The organism is Amycolatopsis sp. M39 (genome assembly GCF_001651785.1).
Taxonomy (GTDB): Bacteria; Actinomycetota; Actinomycetes; order Mycobacteriales; family Pseudonocardiaceae; genus Amycolatopsis; species Amycolatopsis rubida.
In genome coordinates this window covers 21,395-40,399 of the sequence record NZ_LWSF01000016.1, presented here as the reverse complement: position 1 = coordinate 40,399, position 19,005 = coordinate 21,395, and the positions used below count along the sequence as shown (strand labels likewise).

The following is a 19,005-nucleotide window of genomic DNA, read 5'->3' as shown; positions in this document are numbered from 1 at the left end:
GACGGCTCTCACGCACTGGAATCCGTGCGGCGGTGTACGGGGTTTGTTCCTCGGGCGGGCACCCGGATGCCCGGGATGCGGGACGGGTTTCCCGGTCCGCTGCCGAACACCGGCGCTCGATCGTCACGAAATTGTCGGTGCCGTGCGGTACAAGATCACTATGTTCTTTTCCCGCGCACAGCAAGCGCTCTTCGCCCCGAACCCGAACCCGCGGCGCGCACCCCGCCGCAGCCCGCGGGCAACCTGCCGCACCGCCGCCGCGGCGAACGCACAATCAACCGGCCGGACCCGCCGTCCTCCGGCGATGCGCACCGAGCCGAATCGGCGGCGGCCCGGACCGAAACCCGGCTCAGCCGCCGAACATCATCCGCCATTCCTCGAGCGACCGGGGCCGGAACACGAAATTCGAACTCTTCACCCGCGACAACGACGCCGAAGACTCTGGCGAGTACTGGTGTCCCGGATACACCACGGGATCGCCCGGCAGCGCCGCCAGCCATTGCAGGCTGCGGAAAATGGCGTCCGCGTCGCCGCCGGGGAAGTCGGTCCGGCCGCAGCCCTCCAGGAACAGCGTGTCCCCGGAGACCAGCCGGTCGCCGACCAGGAAACACTGGCTGCCCGGCGTGTGCCCGGGCGTGTGGAGCAGCCGGATGTCGATCGAGCCGACCGTCACGACGTCGTCGTGCTCGTGCGCGCGCAGGTCGGTGTCCGACACGCCGGTCACCCGGCGCACCCATTCGCTTTCCCGCGCGTTGACGTGGATCGGCACCGGCCGCAGCGCGAGCAGTTCCGCGATCCCGGGCAGCGAGAAGCCCATCATGTCGCCGCCGACGTGGTCGGGGTGGTGATGCGTCGCGAGCACGCCGGTCAGCCGCATCCCGTCGGCTTCCAGCGTCTCCACCAGGTCGCCGACCGCGTACGCCGGGTCGACCAGCACCGCCTCGCCCGATTCGCGGTCCCCGATCAGGTAAGCGAAGTTCACCATCTGGGTCGCGACCGGGTCCCCGACGGCGAAATCGCGGCCGGCGAGCAGTTGGCGGAAGTAGAGCTGGTCTGCCATGCCCGCAGCGTAACGTCACTCCCCCACGGAGCCGTCGGCCAGTTCCCGGAGCGCGTCGAGGTGCCCGGCGTGCCGCGCGGTCTCCTGCACGACGTGCGCCAGCACCCAGCGGACGGTGAACTCCCCCGACCGGCGAGTGCGGTCCTCCGGGGTGAGCCCGGCCAGCGCCGAAGCCGCCCGTTCCCGCTCGGCGCGATAAGCCGCGACCACCGACGCGACGTCGTCTTCCGGCGTCAGGTCCCAGCTCGGGTCCGGCGAGCCCGGCCACAGCGAAGGCTCGGCGGAGCCGCCCGCCTCGATCACCAGCCACCACCGCTCGACCGCGGTCAGGTGCTTGAGCACGCCCAGCGCGCTGGTCCGCGGCGAACTCGGCAGCGGCGTCGCGGCCGCCTGCTCCCGGGTCAGGCCGGTGATCTTCTGCACCGCGGTCGCCCGGAGGAAGTCGAGGAACCGCGTCTGCACGGTCATCTCGTCGCCGTCGAGCGGATCCGGCCAGACGCGTTCGCTCTCCGCCATGGCCCCGACCCTACTGGTGCCGGAGAGGAATAGTCTCGGCCGCATGGTGTGGGGATTTCTGTGCGCGCTGCTGTCCGCGGTGGCCTACGGCGTCGCTTCGGTGCTGCAGGCAGTGGCCGCGAAAGCAGCGCCCGACGAGGGCGGTGCCGGGGTCGACCCGCGCTTGCTGCTCCGGGTGCTGAAGCAGTGGAAGTTCGTCGTCGGACTGCTGCTCGACGGCGTCGGCTTCGTCGCGCAGATCGCCGCTCTGCACGTCCTGCCGCTGTTTCTCGTGCAGGCCACGCAAGCCGCGAGCCTCGCGGTGACGGCCGTCGCGGTGCGGGTGTTCGGCGTCCGGCTCGGGGTGCGGGAATGGACCGCCGTGGGCGTCGTGGTCGCCGGACTCGCGCTGCTCGGCTCGTCGGCGGAAAGCGAGGGTTCCAGCGAGGTCGGCCTCGGTTTCCGGCTCACGCTGGCCGGTGCCGCCGTTGTCCTGGGCGTCGCCGGGCTTCTCGCCGGACGCGCGGGCGATCGCGTCCGCACCGCCGGGCTCGGGCTGGTCGCCGGGCTGTGCTTCGGACTGGTCGCGGTGGCGGGCCGGGTCATCCCGAGCCTCGCGCCGCTGGACCTGCTGCGCGACCCCGCGCTGTACGTGGTCGCCGTGGCGGGCGCGCTGGCCATGCTGTTCTTCGCCACCGCACTGCAACGCGGCAGCGTCACCACCGCCACCGCGATGATGGTCCTCGGCGAAACGGTCATGCCGTCGCTGATCGGCGTCCTGCTGCTGGGCGACCGGACGCGGCCTGGGTTCGCTGCCGTCGCACTGATCGGGTTCGTCCTCGCCGTGGCCGCCGCTCTCGCACTCGCTCGCTTCGGCGAACCCGAACCGGCCGTCGCCTCGGCCGGAGAGCAACCGCCGGAAGCGGAACCCGCGGGACGCGACGCCCGCCGGTAGCTCTTCCCCGGCACCGTCTCGCCAAAAGGTTAGGCTAGCCTTCTCTAGTGGACGAAAAGGAGAAACCGGCGACCGGACCGGCCGCGTCCGCACGAACGGAGGCGCCGATGACCACCGGCCGGGACGTCCTGCGCAGTGCCATCGCCGGACAACGGAAATCCGTCGTCGCCGGGGCTGTCCTCGCTGCGGGACACCAGGGCGGTGAGGCGCTTGTCCCGGTAGTGATCGGCGTCGTGCTGGACCGGGCCGTCGCCGACAGCTCGGTGCTCACCCTCCTCGGCTGGCTGGCCGTGCTGGCGGTCGTCTTCCTCGTGCTCTCCTCCAGCTACCGCTTCGGCGCGCGGGCCGCCGAACGCGCGTCCGAGCGGGCCGCGCACGAGATCCGGCTCGCGGTCAGCCGGCGCGTCCTGCATCCTCGCGGCGGCGTGGAGAACGGTGCGCTCGCCGGGGAATTGGTGAGCGTCGGGACCTCGGACGCCCGCCGGGTCGGGATGATCAACGCGGTGCTCCCGTTCGGCGTCGCCGCGCTGGCCGGGCTGGTCGTGAGCGCGGTCGTGCTGCTCCGGATGTCGGTGCCGCTCGGGCTGCTCGTCCTCCTCGGCACCCCGCCGCTGCTGTTCCTCGCCCACCTCATCGGCAAACCGCTGGAGAAGCGCAGCGAGGTGGAACAGGAACGCGCCGCGCACGCCTCGGGTGTCGCGGCCGACCTCGTCAGCGGGCTGCGAGTGCTGAAGGGCATCGGCGCGGAACCGGCGGCGACCGCGCGGTATCGGCGCACCAGCCGGGATTCCCTGCGAGCGACCATCCGCGCGGCTCGGGCGCAGGCGTGGCACAACGGCGCTCTGCTCGCGCTCACCGGGATCTTCATCGCGATCGTCGCGCTCGTCGGCGGCTCGCTGGCCGCGAACGGCGAGATCTCCGTCGGCGACCTCGTCGCCGCGGTCGGGCTGGCGCAGTTCCTGCAGACGCCGTTCACCATCTTCGCCTGGGTCAACGGCCAGCTCGCCCAGGGCCGCGCCTCCGCCGGCCGGGTCGCCGCGGTGCTCAGCGCACCGCCGGCCGTCCCCGAAGGAACCGGAGAGCTGCCCGCGCCGGCTGCCGGCGGGGTGGAGCTTTCCGCGGTATCGCATGGAAAACTCCGCGAACTCGACCTCGTCGTCCCGCCCGGCGAGCTGCTCGGCGTCGTCACCGCCGACCCCGCCACGGCTACCGATCTCCTCGATTGCCTGGGCCGGTTCGCCGATCCGCGCTCCGGTGCCGTCCGCGTCGACGCCGTGAATCTGTCCACTGTGGATCCCGACCGAGTCCGCGACGTCGTCCTCGTCGCCGCGCACGACACAGACCTGTTCGAGGGCACCGTGGAAGAGAACGTCCGCGGCGGAATGCCCGCCGTCCCCGACGGGGTGCTCACCGCCTCAGCCGCCGACGAGGTCGCCGCGACGCTCCCGTCCGGCACCGCCACCGCCGTCACCGAACGCGGGCGATCACTGTCCGGCGGACAACGGCAACGGGTCGCGCTCGCCCGCGCCCTCGCCACCGAGACTCCGGTCCTCGTGCTGCACGACCCGACCACCGCTGTCGACACCGTCACCGAAGCCCGCATCGCCGCCGGAGTCGCGGAACTCCGGCGCAACCGCACGACGATCGTGGTCACCACCAGCCCGGCGCTGCTCACCGTGACCGACCGGGTCGTGCTGATCGAAGACGGCCGGGTCGTCGCCGAAGGCAGCCACGCCGAACTCGTCCGCGCCGAGGCGGCCTACCGAGCGGCGGTGCTCTCGTGACCGAACGCGAACTCCTCCCCGTCGCCGCCGGACCGCGCATCCGTTCGGTCCTGCTCGACCTGCTGCGGCAAGCGAAAGGCCGCGCGATCGGGTCCTTCGCCTTCGTCGTCGGCGCGACCGCGATCGGGCTGCTCACCGCTCCCCTGCTCGGCCGCGTCGTCGACCTTGTCGCCACCCGCCAGTCCGCGGCCGCGCTCGGCTGGCCCGTCGCCGGACTGGTCCTGGTCGCCGCGACGTCCGCGATCACCACCGCGATCGGCGTCTCGATGCTCGCCCGGCTCGGCGAAACCATGCTCGCCGACCTGCGCGAACGATTCATCGACCGCGCTCTCGGCCTGCCGCTGGAGCAGGTCGAGAAGGCCGGTTCCGGCGACTTGACCACCCGGGTCACCAACGACGTCTCGGTCGTCGCCGACGCGGTCCGGCAAGCGCTGCCCGCGCTGGCCCGTTCGGTGCTGACGATCGTGCTGACGCTGGTCGCGATGGCGATCCTCGACTGGCGTTTCCTCGTCGCGGCCCTGCTGGCGGTCCCGATCCAGCTGCACACTGTCCGCTGGTACGTCCGCCGCGCCACCCCGCTGTACGCCGCCCAGCGAGCCGCCGTCGGAGCGCAGCAGCAACAACTTCTCGACACCATCGGCGGCGCCAAGACCGTCCGCGCGTTCCGGCTCGCGGACGCGCACGTCGACCGGGTCCGCGAACGGTCCAACGGCGCGGTTGAGCTGGCATTGCGCGGGGTTCGCCTCGCCACCCGGTTCTACGGGCGGCTGAATCTCGCCGAGTTCGTCGGCCTTTCCGCGGTACTGGCGGCCGGTTTTCTCCTGGTGGGCGCGAATCTCGCGACGGTCGGCGTCGCGACGGCGGCCGCGTTGTACTTCCACAGCCTCTTCGGGCCGATCAACACCGCCCTCGCGCTGGTCGACGACGCGCAGGCGGCGACCGCGAGCCTGTCCCGGCTCATCGGCGTCACGGATCTGCCTTCACCGGCCGAGCCGACCCGCGTGGGCCCTCCGGTCGACGCCTCGGTGAAGGCAGCAGGCATCGGACACTCCTATGTGGACGATCATCCGGTGCTGCGCGAGGTCGACCTCGAGGTCGCGCCGGGCGAGCGCGTCGCGATGGTCGGGGCGAGCGGGGCCGGGAAGACGACGCTGGCCAAGCTGATCGCCGGGATCCATCAGGCCACCAGCGGCACGGTGTCGATCGGCGGCGTGCCGCTCGACCAGCTCGGCCCGGCCGCCACCCGGCGCGCGGTCGCGTTGATCAGCCAGGAAGTGCACGTCTTCAGCGGATCGCTGGCCGACGATCTCCGGCTGGCCGCCCCCGAGGCCGGCGATGAGGATCTCCACGCCGCGCTGGCCAAGGTCGGCGCGGCCGAGTGGGTTGAGGCGTTGCCGGACGGGCTCGCGACGGTCGTCGGCGAGGGCGGGCATCGGCTCACCGTCACGCAGGCTCAGCAGCTGGCGCTCGTTCGGTTGGTGCTCGCCGATCCGCCGGTCGCGATCCTCGACGAGGCCACGGCCGAGGCAGGCAGCGCGGGGGCGAAAACGCTCGAATCCGCCGCGGCGGCCGCGCTCGAAGGCCGGACCGGCCTGATCGTGGCGCACCGGTTGACGCAAGCGGCCGCTTCGGACCGCATTGTGGTCTTGGACTCCGGGGTGGTCGTGGAATCCGGGACGCACGACGAACTGGTCGCGGCCGGCGGCCGGTACGCCACGCTCTGGACCGCCTGGTCCGGGCTGCGCGGCCACCGCTGGTGAGGGGAACCCTGATTCCCAGGGTTCCCCTCACCGAGGTCAGGATTCGTCAGGCGCGAGAAGAGAAAGCGGGCGCAGATCGGTCCAGGTCCGCTCGATGTGGTCCAGGCAGGCCTGCCGCGCGGCCGGCCCGAAGGCGGTCCGCCACCCGTCCGGCACGGCCGCGAAGTCCGGCCACAGGCTGTGCTGGCCCTCGTCGTTCACGAGGACCCGGTAAACGCCGTCGGGGTTTTCGAACGGATTCGTCATGGCCCAGACCTTCCCCCGCTTCAGCGGATCCCGCTGACCGCGTACTCCACCGGATCGGATCCGGCCGCCCGCCGGTCCACAATGGACTGCAGGATCTCGCCGACCCGCACCGCGGTGTTCGACAGCAGCGACGACGTGATCCCGTGCGTGTGCTCGGTGCCGCCCTGCAAGTAGAGCCCGCCGCGCACGGCCGGGTCGGTCGTGATCCGGTAGTCGCGTTCGACCTTCAGCCTGCCCTGCTCGTCCCGGCGGCATCGGCCGGCCAGTCCGCCGAGCAGCGGCGTCGGGTCCGCGGGCAGGTAGCCGGTCGCGTAGACGACCGCGTCGGCGTCGAGCACCGAACGTTCGCCGGTCGCCAGCGATTCGACAGTCGCGCGCACGTGCGTGCCCTGGTCGGCCACCTCGACCGGACGCGAGACGTTGAACAGCCGCAGCCGTTCCACGCCGAGCACCTTCTCCTGGTAGCGCCGCCGGTACAGCTCGTCGATGAGGTCGAGATCGACCGCGGAGTAATTCGTCGCGCCGTGATAGCCCATCAGGCGTTCCTTGACCGGTTCGCTTGCCGCGTAGAAGGAATCGACCCCCTCCGGGTCGAAAATCCGGTTGGCGAACGCACTGTCGTCGGCGGGGCTGTAGCCGTAGCGCGCGAACACCGCGCATACTTCCGCGCGCGGGAATTCGTCGTGCAGCAAAGCGGCGACTTCGGCCGCACTCTGACCGGCGCCGATCACTACGAACCGCCGCGCGTCCGTACCGCGCAACGACTCGACGCGGTGCAGCAGCTCGCTGTTGTGCCAGATCCGGTCTCCGGCCACGACCCCCTCCGGCAGCTTCGCGCGCAATCCGGTGCCCAGCACCAGATTCCGGGCCCGCAGCTCGGTGATCTCGCCGTCCACCGCGACGCGCACGTCGAAGAACGCGATCTCGTCGCCGTCGCGGACCGGTTCGACCGAAACGACTTCGCTGCCGTAGGACACCAGGTCGTCGACCTTCGCCGCGGCCCATTCGAAGTAGTCGTGGAACTCGACGCGCAGCGGGAACAGGGTCTTGTGGTTGATGAAATCGACCAGCCGCCCCTTCTCGTGCAGGTAGTTCAGGAAGGTGAACGCGCTCGCCGGATTCCGCATCGTCACCAGGTCCTTGAGGAACGACACCTGCATGGTCGCGGTGTCGATCAGCATCCCGCGATGCCAGCCGAAACGGGACTGGCGCTCCAGGAAGTGCGCCGTGACCGTCTCCCCCGAGCCCGCGTTGTGCTCGGCGAGGGCGATCGCGAGCGCGAGGTTGGACGGCCCGAACCCGACCCCGACCACGTCGTACACCGGCACCTGGCTGTCCTCGGCCCCTGCTCGTGACATGAAAGTCCCCTAGCGCGGCACTGCCGCATCACCGTTCTCGACTGACCAATGCTCAAGAAACCCTAACCTAACTTAGGCAAGCCTCAGCTAGTACTGTCTTCCGGGTGATGTTCGTCCCGACCACGAAAGGTGCACCGCCGATGCGCGTGGCCATGTTCGGCTACCAGACCTGGGGACACCGCACCCTGAAGGCCCTCCTCGACGCAGGCCAGGACGTGCGGCTGGTGGTCACTCACCCGCCGAGCGACCACGCCTACGAACGGATCTGGAGCGATTCGGTCGCCGAACTGGCCGAGGAGCACGGGATCCGCACCCTGCTGCGCACCCGCCCGGACGACGCCGAACTGCTCGCCGAGCTGAAGGCGGCGGACCTCGACCTGATCGTCGCGAACAACTGGCGCACCTGGCTGCCGCCGGAGATCTTCGCCCTGCCGCGCCACGGCACGCTCAACGTGCACGACTCGCTGCTGCCCGCCTACGCCGGCTTCTCTCCCATCATCTGGGCGCTGATCAACGGCGAGCCGGAAGTCGGCGTCACCGCGCACATGATGAACGACGAACTCGACGCGGGCGACATCGTCGCCCAGCGCGCGGTCGCGGTCGGCCCCCGCGACACCGCCACGGATCTGTTCCACCGCACCGTGGATCTCATCGAACCGCTCGTGACCGAGGCCCTGGGCCTCATCGAATCCGGCACCGTGGTCCCGATCGCGCAGGACCGGACGAAGGCGAGCTTCTTCCACAAACGCGCCCCGCGCGACAGCCTCATCGACTGGTCCTGGTCCGCCGAGGAACTGGACCGCCTGGTGCGCGCCCAATCCGACCCGTACCCCAACGCCTTCGCCTACCACCGCGGCGAGCGGCTGCGCATCGTGCGCGCCTCGGTTTCGGACGGTCACTACGGCGGAACTCCAGGCCGCATCTTCATCCGCGAAGGCGAGGGCGTGGTGATCGTCGCCGGCCGGGATGCACGGCGCGGCCAGTCGCCGGGGCTCCGAATCGAACGCGTCCGCACGGCTGACGACCGGGAACTGCCGGCGGCTGAGTACTTCACGACCATGGGCGGATATCTCACCGACCGTCCGTAGCCAGCACTCTCGGTGCCGGACCCGGCTCCGCGGCGAGCCGGGTCCGAAGCTGGACTCAGACTTAGGCTAGCCTTACCTATCTCGCACCGCTAACCTGTCGGCATGAGCGCTGTTCTGGTGATGGGCGCGACCGGGAAGGTCGGCCGGCACGTGGTGGTCCGCTTGCGGGAGCTGGGGCACGCGGTGCGGCCCGTCTCCCGGTCCAGCCCGGTTCGCTTCGACTGGGCGGACCGGTCCACCTGGCAGCCCGCTCTCGCCGGGGCGGACACGCTGTACCTCAACGTGTGGGGCGCGGTCGGCACGGCGGATCCGGCGGAGTTCACGGAACTGGCGGTGCGGTCGGGAGTCCGGCGGATCGTGGCATTGTCCGGCCGCGGCGACGACGGCGAGGACTACCTGCTGAAAACCCCGTACGGCCCCTGGGCGCAGGCGGTGCTCGACGGCGAGCGCGCGGCCGGCGAGAGCGGCGCGGAATGGACGATCGTGCGCCCGTGCTGGTTCGCGCAGACCTTCGAGGAAGACCCGAAACTGTCCGAACTGCGCGACGGCGAAGTCGCGATCCCGGTCGGCGACGGCACAGTGCCGTTCGTCGACGCCACCGACATCGCCGCGGTCGCCGTCGCCGCCCTCACCGAAGACGGGCACCAGGAGCAGAGCTACGAACTCTCCGGTCCGAGGCCGCTGACGTTCCCCGAGGCGGTGGCCGAGATCGCGAGGGCGACCGGCCGGGAGATCAGGCAGATGCCGGTGGAGATACCGGAGTACGTGCGCCGCCTGATCGGCGGCGGCTACGACCGGGCAGCGGCGGAAATGCAAGCAGGCCCGTTCGAATGGCTGCACCGAGGGAAAACCGGCTTCCTCAGCGACGGCGTCCAACGCGCGATCGGGCGCGAGCCAAGGGATTTCGCGGACTACGCCAAGCGGGCAGCGGCGACCGGGGTGTGGTCCGCGGGCTCACCGAAGTGACCGAGGTTCCGTCCTAGCGCTCGGAAACCTTGCCCCCGCCGACTTCCAGCCTGCGCGTCACCGAAACCGCGTCCAGCATCCGGCGGTCGTGCGTCACCAGCAGCAGCGTGCCCGGGTAACTGTCCAAAGCGGACTCAAGCTGTTCGATCGCGGGCAGGTCCAGGTGGTTGGTCGGCTCGTCCAGCACCAGCAGGTTCACCCCGCGCGCCTGCAGCAGCGCCAGTGCCGCGCGGGTGCGCTCGCCGGGCGACAGTGTCGCCGCCGGGCGCAGCACGTGCGCGGCCTTGAGCCCGAATTTCGCCAGCAGGGTACGGACTTCCGCGTCGGCGAGCGCCGGGACCTCCCGCGCGAACGCGTCCGCCAGCGGGAGGTCGCCGAGGAACAGCCTGCGGGCCTGGTCGACCTCGCCGACCACCACGCCGGGGCCGAGCGCGGCGTTGCCCTCGGCCAGCGGCAACCGGCCGAGCAACGCCGCCAGCAGCGTAGACTTGCCCGCGCCGTTCGCGCCGGTGATGGCGACCTTGTCCGCCCAGTCGATCTGCAGGTCCACCGGTCCGAGCGTGAACTCGCCGCGCCGCACGACCGCGCCCCGCAGCGTCGCGACCACCGCGCCCGCACGCGGAGCCGCCGCGATCTCCATCCGCAGCTCCCACTCCTTGCGGGGCTCCTCGACGACCTCTAGCCGTTCGATCATCCGGTCCGTCTGGCGCGCCTTCGACGCTTGTTTCTCGGTGGCCTCGCTGCGGAACTTGCGGCCGATCTTGTCGTTGTCGGTCGCCTTGCGGCGCGCGTTCTTGACGCCCTTCTCCATCCACGCGCGCTGCATGCCCGCCCGGGCCTCCAGCGCCGCACGGGTATTGGCATATTCGTCGTAGCCCTCGCGCGCGTGCCGCCGCGCGAGGGCTCGTTCCTCCAGATAGGACTCGTACCCGCCGCCGTAGGTGTTCACCTGCTGCTGCGCCAGGTCCAGTTCCACCACGCGGCCGACCGTGCGGGCCAGGAACTCGCGGTCGTGGCTCACCAGCACGGTGCCCGCGCGCAGCCCGGCGACGAACCGCTCCAGCCGGGCGAGCCCGTCGAGGTCGAGGTCGTTCGTCGGCTCGTCGAGCAGGAAGATGTCGTAGCGGCTGAGCAGCAGCGACGCCAGCCCGGCGCGCGCGGCCTGCCCGCCCGACAGCGAGACCATCGGCTGGTCGAGGTCGACGGCCAGCCCGAGGTCCGCGGCGACCTCGCCGGCCCGGTCGTCCAGGTCGGCGCCGCCGAGCGCGAGCCAGCGGTCCAGCGCGGCGCCGTATGCGTCGTCGGCGCCGTCCGCGCCCGCGGCAAGGGCATCCGTCGCCGCGTCGAGCGCGGTTTGCGCCGCCGCGACTCCGGTGCGTCGCGCGAGGAAGGNCGCACCGATTCCCCCTCGCGCCGCTCCGGTTCCTGGGGCAGGTGCCCGACGGTGGCGGTCGGCGGGTTCAGCCGGACCTCCCCGGATTCCGGGCGGGCCAGCCCGGCCAGCGTGCGGAGCAAGGTGGACTTCCCGGCGCCGTTGACGCCGACCAGTCCGATCACCTCGCCCGGGGCGACGACGAGATCGAGACCGGAGAAGAGAACGCGGTCACCGTGGCCAGCGGCCAGGTCCTTCGCGACGAGTGTGGCGCTCATATCGGAGCCGAGTTTACGGGGACCCCGCGCGCCGCGTGCCGCGTGTCGGCTCAGTCACTCCGAGTGGGTACTCTGGGCGGGTTGCCGGGTCCAACTTGAGCAGTGAGGTCGGTGAAAAGCGATGGCGGAACCCGCCCCGGTCCCGTTCGGACAGGGGAAGCAGCGGGCTCCCCGGCCGACCGTCAGCAGACGGCGCGAGGTGAGCCACGCGAGCGCGCGGTCGCTGCTGATGACCGTGCTGGGCGAGTACGTGCTGCCCCGCGACCGTCCGGTGTGGACGTCGATGCTGGTCGAATCCCTCGGCATGCTCGACATCGAGGAGAAGTCCGCGCGCCAGGCGCTGGCCCGGTCCGCGGGCGAGGGCTGGCTGGTGTCGGAGCGCATCGGCCGCCGCGTCCGGTGGTCGCTGACCCCGCCGGGGCGGCGGCTGCTCACCGAGGGCGCCGAGCGCATATACGCCTTCGGCCGCGACGCGCACGCCTGGAAGAACCGCTGGCTGATGCTGATCGTCTCGGTGCCGGAGGCGAAACGCGACCTGCGCCACCGCCTCCGCACCCGGCTCACCTGGGCCGGTTTCGGTTCGCCGGTCGCGGGCGTCTGGGTGAGCCCCGATCCGAGCCGCGAGCCCGAGGCGCAGAAGATCGTCGCCGAACTGGGCCTCGAAGCGCAGGCGATGTCCTTCACCGCGCAGTACGGCGCGATCGGCGACCAGGAGAGCATGGTCGCGCGGTCGTGGGACCTGTCCGAGCTGACCGACCGGTACGAGGACTTCATCGACCGGTTCACCGGCGTGTCGCCGTCGGACGAGCAGGCGATCCTGCGCGCGCAGACCGAACTGGTGCACGAGTGGCGGCGTTTCCCGTTCCTCGACCCGCAACTGCCCGCGGAGCTGCTGCCCGCGAGCTGGAGCGGAGCCAAGGCGGCCGAACTGTTCCACCGCAAACACGTGGAATGGCGGCCGGCCGCGCAGGCGTACTGGGACCACCTCACCGCGAACGAGGACCAAGCATGACGAGGCTGGAACGCGACGGCGGGCTCGCCGTGCTCACCATCGACGAGCCGCCCCTCAACCTGTACACGAAGCCGCTCCAGGACGCGCTTCTCGACGCGATCGGCTCGCTGGAGGAAACCCCCGCCCGAGCCCTCCTGATCCGTGCCGAGGGCCGCGTCGTGAGCGGCGGTGTCGATGTCGCACTCTTCGACGCACAGTCTTCCGCGGCCGAAGCCAAGGTGCTCTTCGACGAGCTGCTCAGCGTCCCGGATCGCCTTGCCGCACTGCCGTTCCCGACGGTGTTCGCCGCGCACGGCCTGTGCCTGACGTGGGCTTTCGAGGTCGCGATGGCCTGCGATCTTCTCCTGGCTTCCTCCGGCGCGAAGTTCGGCCTGGTCGAAAAGGTCGTCGGCCTGACCCCCACCATGGGCGGCACCCAACGCCTCGCCGCCCGGGCTGGAGTGGCCCGCGCGAAGGAGTTCGTCTTCACCGGCTCCCCTTTCGACGCGGCCACGCTGGAACGGTGGAACGTCGTCAACCGGGTACTGCCGGACGAGGGTTTCGACGAGGCGGTCCGGGAATTCACCCGCCAGCTCGCCGACGGCCCGACGCAGGCGCACGCCGCGACGAAGCGGATCTTGGCGCACTTCGAGCATGGCGGAGTGCCGGAGGCGAACGCGCATGTGACGGCTATTGCGGCGGAGCTGTACAACACGGAGGACTTGCGGGGTGCGGTGAAGTCGTTCCTGGCCGAGGGGCCGGGGAAGGCTCGGTTCACCGGTCGCTGACGGGAATCGCTGCCCAGCCCTGGTCCGGTGTGGGACCAGGGCTGGTTTCGTATACCGGCGATTGCGTGCCGTTGATCTTGGCGGGGTCTTCACCGCTTCCCGGCGGGAGTGTCGGGTTGCCGTGTTTGCACAGGTCAGGAGGTAAAAGAGACCTCGTTGCAGGGCCGGTTGGGGGACCCGCTAGAGTAGTCACATCGCACTTCACGAGGGGTTCCTCGGGGGTGCGGAGTCCGGGCTGTGGCGCAGTTTGGTAGCGCACTTGACTGGGGGTCAAGGGGTCGCAGGTTCGAATCCTGTCAGCCCGACCGGACGAACGAGCCGCTTGGCTTGGGTGAAAGCCCAGGTCGGGCGGCTTTTTTGCTTCCGGGAGTTGATCTTGAGGTCGAGTGCCGGGGTGGAGGCTTGGGGACCATTTGGGGACCACTGAGCAACACGCTGGGCCGATCCAGTGGCTATGAGCGCCGTTTGGCCGCGCAGGCGGCGCGTCGCTTGACCATGACGAATGGGGAGCTAAAGGATCGTTCGATGGCAAAAGAACCGACCGATGACCTGACCCTCGAGATCATGCGCCACCTTGAGATCGACCAGCAGTGGGTGCGGCACTTTGATCCGGCGAACGTCGACGGCATCGCCGAGGCACGAACGGCAGGCCGCCGAGCAGGGCGCGCCCTCAAGCTCAAAGTAATCACTTTCCAAAGTGACCCTGAGAAGCGCGAAGACGGCAAGGTTGTAGTCATCGTCGCCGTCAACCAAGAACCTCCGCCGGAAGACAGAGAACGCATGGATGAGCGCACGCGCCTCATCCTCGACGATATATTCAAGGACCTTGGGACTCATTGATTAGACCGCATGTAGACGGGCCGGTCGCGGTGATCGCAAGTGCTTCGTCAGCAACTCCCCCGCATCCGTCACCGACTGGCGATCCGGATGCAAGTACCGCTGTGTCGTAGTAAGCGAGCCGTGCCCCGCGATCTTCCTGAGGTGGTGCACCGGAACACCGGCGTCCGCCATCCAAGTCAGCCCCGTATGCCGCAAGTCGTGGCGGCGAAGGTGGTCGTACCCCAGCTTCGACACCACCTCGTCCCACGACGTCGCGTCACGGAGCACGGCCGTCGTAATACGACCCCCACGCGGCCCCTGGAACAGCCGCGCATCCGGGTCTCGATCAACGAGAGCCATCCTCCGCTCGACCAGCTCTCGAATGTCCTCGATCAGCGGCACGTCCCGCGCCCTCTTGCCCTTAGTTCCCTTGTCCACCAACCCACCCGGTGACGGTGTCGTCTGGCGTCGGACGTTCCACATCCACTCTTTGGTGTCGATGTCCCGCACCCGACAGCCCGAAACCTCCCCGATCCGGGCAGCCGTGCACGCAGCGAACAACACCACGTCACCCCAACCGCGATACTCGTCGGACGACCGCGCAACCAGCGCATCCGCCAACGTCGTCAACGCGTGCCAATCCGGAAGCGCCAACGACCGCGGATCGTCCAACTCATCCTCAGCCCGCTTGTACTCCTGCTGCCAGCCCGACACCCTCGCCGGATTCCGGTCGATCAACTCATCGCGCACGGCCTGCTCCATCACGCGCACAAGCACGGCGATGCTGTTCTTCACCGTCGACCGGCCGCACTCGTCCGCGATCCACCCGTGAACCGCCCGGTCAACCGCCCCGTTCGTGATCATGCTGACCGGCAGATGCCCCAAGGTCGGCACAACCCGCTTGCGCCAGCCGGCCAGGTACGGATCCGTCGTCTTCGCTTCCAGCCCGCGCAAGGCAAGCGGCATGTTGACGTCGCCGTACTCGGCCAGCGACATAGTCGCCGTCAGCGGGTCAATACCTTGCGCCGCAGCACGTTCAATCCGCGAGACCCACGCCCGAGCTTCGTCCTCCTCCGCGAACGCCTCAGACTTACTCGGCCGCTTCTTCGTCACCGGATCAATCCACCGCACACGAGCCTTGTACGGCTTGGCCCGATCAGGCCGGTACTCGATATTCGACGACAGCGAGACGCCGATCGGCAGCCCGGTCTCGGCGACCATTACGCGGCCACCGTCCCAGGATCGACGCGCTTGCTGCGAAGCCAAGCCTCAACGTCGGCAGCGTTGTAGATCGTCACGCGCTCCGAGAGCTGCACAAACGGCGGACCTTGCGGCGGCCGAGAGGTGCGCCAACGCCGCACGGATGACGGATCGACCCCCAACAACTCGGCCAGTTCCTCAGTGGTGAACCACTGCTCACCCAGAAGCCGTAACTCCATCTCGTCCTCCTCCCTCACGCTGCCAACCGAGTTGCCGAAGTTTCCGGCGGTCTCGCTGCCAGTAGCGCCCGGTCGTACTCGGCCCTCCACGCAATCCGCTCCGCGATCGCCCGCATCACCAGATGAGGCCGAGGCGGCGCCTGCGGATCTCCCGGTTCGACTTTCCGCCAGACGAGGTGTGACCGGTCCGCTTCTGCCTTCTCAATCCCGACTGCCGCGAGCGACTGCAACACAAACGCCCGCCGGTCGGCCTTGTGGTCCACCAGCGTCTTGCCCGACCACTTCCGCGAAACCAGCACACGGCGCCCCGGCAGCCCCAGCGTTGACCTCCGATGCGCGCGACCGTTGCAGTGGCCAGGAGTCGTCTTGCCTGTCGCGCCCTTGGGTTGGATGCCGTACAGCAGCCAGACCGCGCAGCGCGGCGAACACGGCGTGATGGCCAGTTCGGCGTGAAGCCGGTCGTGATGGTCCCGCTGCGCGGCGGTATCGGCGTCGACCACCTCACCGGTCGACTTGGTGAGGTACTTCGTCAAGTACCCGATGTGCCGCCCGGCTTCCTCGCTGCCGCCGAGAATCCCCTTCGAGTGCACCTGTTCCCCGAACCGGACGACATGCGCGGGTTCCTCGACGTCCTCAACGGCGTCGTCCCACGAGACCAGCGGAGCCCGGCTGTCAGGGTCCACGAACGCGCGCATATCGGGGTCCCACAACGGTTTCCGGTCTCCGGCGTACAAAATCTGGTCGTGGTTGGGCCACCACACTTGATGGTAGGTGGCTTCGGTGACCAGGCGAATGACATCGTGCGAGATCGAGCCGCGGAGCGCCGCATGAAGGTGCGGTGCGGCACGTTTCTGTGGCTCGACCGTGGCGAAGTACTGCACGTCGAACCCGACGACCCGACGGAGGTTCTGCCACCACCGGTCCACCAGCGCCGCGAAGTGCACCGCATCCCGAGCGGCCCGCCGGTAGTCATAGGTCGCAGGGTTGACCGGCGAGCCGTCCGGACGGACGCGGCCGTAGGTGTCGCAGGTGAGCGTGACGAACATCGACGGCCGGAATCGTCCAGCGAACTCCCTGCCCACGGTGGTCTTGGCGACCTTGCGGCGGGGCAGATTCGGTGCGTCCTGGCGACGCTTGGTCGAGCGTTTCACCGCCCGCTTGACCGAAGCCTCGACAGCCGGGAGCCGCCCACTCATGCCTGATTCCCGCAGTTCCATATCCACGGCAGTGATCTCGGTGCGCAGAGCTTCCGCATCGTCGGCGTGGGCGTCACGGTAGGCGGCGACCAAGTCGGCCCGATAAGTCATCAGCTCGGTCTGTGCGGCCGTGGGTTCGCCGCGGGTGATGACCGGTTCCTCAGCGAGGTGCCAGCCCACTCGGCATTGCGCTTGCCGCAGTGCTTTCGCCTTGCGGGCACACGGCAAACAGACGGATTCCACTGTGGACCCGCACGGAACAGGGACGTAGCGCAGTTCCCCGGTGTCAGTGTCGGCGACCTCCATCGTGAACGGCCGCACGCACACGCCATGCTTCTCCGCAGTCGCCTTCACAACATCGGCAGCCAGCGCCCCACGTGTGCGTTCGACCCTGCTCTCGGTGCTCATGCAGCCGCCTCCCCGCCGCGTACCCAGTCGCGCAGCAGCCAGACCGGCATCTCCTGCTCGGTGCGCGGAGGCAGGTCAGGAAACGTAACGGGGTCGAACGGGACCCAGCCGTAGACCGTCACCAGCACACCGCACGGCGTCCGGCCACTCAGCTCCAGCTGAACCCGGTCCCCCGTGCGCCACAAGCTCACTCGCGGTGCGTCCAGGGTTGCCGCCCAGGTGCTCAGACCGTGCGCGACTCCGGTCACCGTGTCTGTGTCGAGGTGAACGCTCACCGGCGTGGACCAGGTGGTGACCTCCACCGAGCAGGACGGAGGCAACGCGTGCGCGTCAAGGTGGTCCCGGATGGCATCGAGGAAGATCATGAGCCGGTTCACGCTGCCCTCCTATCCTCGGTCTGCGCGTGGTCGAGGTGGTGGGTGCCGCCGTTGGTGACGTACTGCTCCAGGGCCTTCACCGTCTCGTCCGAGACCCAGCCCGCACGGACCCGCAGCGGTTCGCGGATGCCTTCGCCCCACACGTAACCGGTGCCGGGCATGGTCTCCGGGATGCGGTTGGCCCACGCGCCGCGTTCGTACGCGCCGTCGCCGAGCACCATCCCGACATGGGTTTTGGAGGTGACGCGCAGGCAGACGCGGCGGGTGAACAGCTCCCGCACCGGAACCGTGTCCTTGGTCGGTTCCTGCACGTAGCCGCGGACCGACACCCCCAACGCCCGGCCCTGGGTGTTGAGGACCGCGACGTGTTCCACGATGGCCTCGCGGGTTTTGCGGTCGGTGTAGCGGGTCAACGCGCCGATCTCGTCGAACTCCAGCAATTCCAACGGAAACTCCTGAGACAGCGGCACGTCCCGGGTGTTCCCGGCGAACTCCCGCTTGCGGTGTTCCAGCTCGTCCCGCAAGCCCTCCAGCAGTTCGAGAGTGTCCTTGCCGGACACGGCGTAGCGGGCGAAGATCCCGCGCCCGTAGGCCAGTTCCATGCCCTTCGGGTCCACACCGGACACCCGCACTAGCCCGGAGCGGATCGCCGAAGCGGCCGACACCAGCGGGCACCACATCACCGAGTTCTTCCCGGCACCGCTGGCACCGGCCACGAGGATGTGCGCGCCCGCGCCGGTCAACGGCAGCCGCCACGGCGTCCCGTACTCCGTCGTCCCCGCATACACCGCGCGCAGGTTCACCCGAGCCGGTTCCAGCCCAGGCAGCTCACGGCAACGGACGGGGGTGGTGAGCAGGTCGCGGCGCATGAAATCCAGCGACACCACATCCGGCGCGATCTCGCGCACCTGCACCCGCGACACCCGCCGAGCCGTCGCCAACGCCCGCGCCGCCTCGTCGAAATCCTCCGGCGTCTGCCCCGGCACCAACCGCACCCGGACCTCGTCCCACGACGCCCCCGACCGCACCCGCACCAGCGCGGGCACCGCAACCCCGGACTTCTGCCGCGCCTGCGTGACGGCCTGGCGTTTCCGCCGCCGCGACACAAGATTCACGGTCACGTCCACCGGGATCGCTTCGTCGCGGACAGTCAATCCGCAGGCGTGCAGCCAGTCCGGCAGCTTGCGCCCGTAGACCGCCCAGCGAAGCCACCACGCCCGCAGCCACCGACCACACCACCGGTCGAACCCGACCACATCGAGCTGATGCCAAACCACCGCGATCAGCGCCAGCGTGACGAGCACGACCGTCAGCGACAGCCAGCCCCACCACCGCAACCACGCCGCCAGGGCGACGAGCGTCAGGCACGTGCGCCAGCGGGTGACGATCTGCCGCACCAGCCAGCCGAGCGCCCGCACCACCGTCCAGAACGCGAAACCCAGGAACGCCAATGCCGCCAGCGTTTCCACAATGGACGCCAACGCACGCCCAAGCTTCGCCAGCACCCACAACATCACCGCGACACCCGCGCCGACAGCGATCACCACCACCGCGTTCATCGCCGCTCACCGCCCTCAGCCGCGGTGAGGTCGAGCGGCAGCATTCCTTGACAGGCCGCGCACTTC

At 69.7% G+C, this 19,005-nt stretch carries 17 protein-coding genes, 1 tRNA gene and 1 pseudogene; 9 read left to right on the top strand and 10 right to left on the bottom strand.

What is annotated here, in order from left to right:
• Positions 1 to 349 precede the first annotated feature (349 nt).
• Positions 350 to 1,060 carry an MBL fold metallo-hydrolase gene (locus tag A4R44_RS28060; RefSeq protein WP_067587191.1) on the bottom strand — a complete coding sequence of 237 codons (711 nt, stop codon included), beginning with the start codon at positions 1,058 to 1,060 and terminating at the stop codon, positions 350 to 352.
• Between the two features lie 15 nt (positions 1,061 to 1,075).
• Entirely contained in the window at positions 1,076 to 1,576 is a 501-nt protein-coding gene (locus A4R44_RS28055) for a DinB family protein (RefSeq protein ID WP_067587189.1), read from the bottom strand.
• A 43-nt stretch (positions 1,577 to 1,619) separates the two neighbouring features.
• On the opposite strand from A4R44_RS28055, the gene A4R44_RS28050 reads away from it, so the two are divergent.
• The 3 genes from A4R44_RS28050 (at position 1,620) to A4R44_RS28040 (ending at position 6,054) form a co-directional block, all read left to right on the top strand.
• Positions 1,620 to 2,510 (top strand): hypothetical protein, encoded by an 891-nt coding sequence (locus A4R44_RS28050; RefSeq protein WP_067587186.1) that lies wholly within the window; start codon positions 1,620 to 1,622, stop codon positions 2,508 to 2,510.
• Between the two features lie 107 nt (positions 2,511 to 2,617).
• Positions 2,618 to 4,294, top strand: coding sequence for an ABC transporter ATP-binding protein (locus A4R44_RS28045; protein WP_067587760.1), 1,677 nt, complete (start codon positions 2,618 to 2,620; stop codon positions 4,292 to 4,294).
• Positions 4,291 to 6,054 carry an ABC transporter ATP-binding protein gene (locus A4R44_RS28040; RefSeq protein ID WP_067587183.1) on the top strand — a complete coding sequence of 588 codons (1,764 nt, stop codon included), beginning with the start codon at positions 4,291 to 4,293 and terminating at the stop codon, positions 6,052 to 6,054. Before A4R44_RS28045 ends, A4R44_RS28040 begins: the two co-directional genes overlap by 4 nt.
• Before the next feature lie 36 nt (positions 6,055 to 6,090).
• Here A4R44_RS28040 and A4R44_RS28035 read toward each other — a convergent pair whose 3' ends face one another.
• Both A4R44_RS28035 and A4R44_RS28030 read right to left on the bottom strand, forming a co-directional pair.
• Positions 6,091 to 6,300 (bottom strand): MbtH family protein, encoded by a 210-nt coding sequence (locus A4R44_RS28035; RefSeq protein WP_067587180.1) that lies wholly within the window; start codon positions 6,298 to 6,300, stop codon positions 6,091 to 6,093.
• A gap of 20 nt (positions 6,301 to 6,320) precedes the next feature.
• On the bottom strand, positions 6,321 to 7,658 hold the full coding sequence (locus tag A4R44_RS28030; RefSeq protein ID WP_067587177.1) for a lysine N(6)-hydroxylase/L-ornithine N(5)-oxygenase family protein: 1,338 nt from the start codon (positions 7,656 to 7,658) through the stop codon (positions 6,321 to 6,323).
• Between the two features lie 140 nt (positions 7,659 to 7,798).
• On the opposite strand from A4R44_RS28030, the gene A4R44_RS28025 reads away from it, so the two are divergent.
• Positions 7,799 to 8,746 carry a methionyl-tRNA formyltransferase gene (locus A4R44_RS28025; RefSeq protein ID WP_067587174.1) on the top strand — a complete coding sequence of 316 codons (948 nt, stop codon included), beginning with the start codon at positions 7,799 to 7,801 and terminating at the stop codon, positions 8,744 to 8,746.
• 102 nt (positions 8,747 to 8,848) lie between these two features.
• Positions 8,849 to 9,712: an NAD(P)H-binding protein gene (locus tag A4R44_RS28020; RefSeq protein ID WP_067587171.1), complete on the top strand. Its 864-nt coding sequence runs from the start codon at positions 8,849 to 8,851 to the stop codon at positions 9,710 to 9,712.
• Between the two features lie 13 nt (positions 9,713 to 9,725).
• On the opposite strand, the pseudogene A4R44_RS52080 reads toward A4R44_RS28020, so the two are convergent.
• A pseudogene (locus A4R44_RS52080) lies at positions 9,726 to 11,362 on the bottom strand (ABC-F family ATP-binding cassette domain-containing protein).
• Between the two features lie 121 nt (positions 11,363 to 11,483).
• Between A4R44_RS52080 and A4R44_RS28010 the strand changes: the two are divergent.
• The 4 genes from A4R44_RS28010 (at position 11,484) to A4R44_RS48325 (ending at position 13,981) form a co-directional block, all read left to right on the top strand.
• Positions 11,484 to 12,374: a PaaX family transcriptional regulator C-terminal domain-containing protein gene (locus tag A4R44_RS28010; RefSeq protein WP_093576820.1), complete on the top strand. Its 891-nt coding sequence runs from the start codon at positions 11,484 to 11,486 to the stop codon at positions 12,372 to 12,374.
• Entirely contained in the window at positions 12,371 to 13,141 is a 771-nt protein-coding gene (locus A4R44_RS28005) for an enoyl-CoA hydratase/isomerase family protein (RefSeq protein ID WP_067587168.1), read from the top strand. Before A4R44_RS28010 ends, A4R44_RS28005 begins: the two co-directional genes overlap by 4 nt.
• 231 nt (positions 13,142 to 13,372) lie before the next feature.
• A tRNA-Pro gene (locus A4R44_RS28000) sits at positions 13,373 to 13,446 on the top strand.
• A 220-nt stretch (positions 13,447 to 13,666) separates the two neighbouring features.
• Positions 13,667 to 13,981 (top strand): hypothetical protein, encoded by a 315-nt coding sequence (locus A4R44_RS48325; RefSeq protein ID WP_157905013.1) that lies wholly within the window; start codon positions 13,667 to 13,669, stop codon positions 13,979 to 13,981.
• Here the strand turns inward: A4R44_RS48325 and A4R44_RS27990 are convergent, their stop codons facing one another.
• Genes A4R44_RS27990 through A4R44_RS27970 form a run of 5 tightly spaced genes read right to left on the bottom strand, consistent with a single transcriptional unit; the run spans position 13,982 to position 18,939 of the window.
• Complete coding sequence (locus A4R44_RS27990) at positions 13,982 to 15,181, bottom strand: site-specific integrase (protein WP_067587161.1); 1,200 nt, start codon at positions 15,179 to 15,181, stop codon at positions 13,982 to 13,984.
• Entirely contained in the window at positions 15,181 to 15,399 is a 219-nt protein-coding gene (locus A4R44_RS27985; protein WP_067587744.1) for an AlpA family transcriptional regulator, read from the bottom strand. The genes A4R44_RS27990 and A4R44_RS27985 overlap by 1 nt, the downstream gene beginning before the upstream one ends.
• Positions 15,400 to 15,413: 14 nt before the next feature.
• Positions 15,414 to 17,003 (bottom strand): replication initiator, encoded by a 1,590-nt coding sequence (locus tag A4R44_RS27980; RefSeq protein WP_067587158.1) that lies wholly within the window; start codon positions 17,001 to 17,003, stop codon positions 15,414 to 15,416.
• Positions 17,000 to 17,380, bottom strand: a complete 381-nt coding sequence (locus A4R44_RS27975; RefSeq protein ID WP_067587156.1) for a hypothetical protein — start codon at positions 17,378 to 17,380, stop codon at positions 17,000 to 17,002. The genes A4R44_RS27980 and A4R44_RS27975 overlap by 4 nt, the downstream gene beginning before the upstream one ends.
• Positions 17,377 to 18,939 (bottom strand): FtsK/SpoIIIE domain-containing protein, encoded by a 1,563-nt coding sequence (locus tag A4R44_RS27970; protein ID WP_067587153.1) that lies wholly within the window; start codon positions 18,937 to 18,939, stop codon positions 17,377 to 17,379. The genes A4R44_RS27975 and A4R44_RS27970 overlap by 4 nt, the downstream gene beginning before the upstream one ends.
• Positions 18,940 to 19,005: the final 66 nt, after the last annotated feature.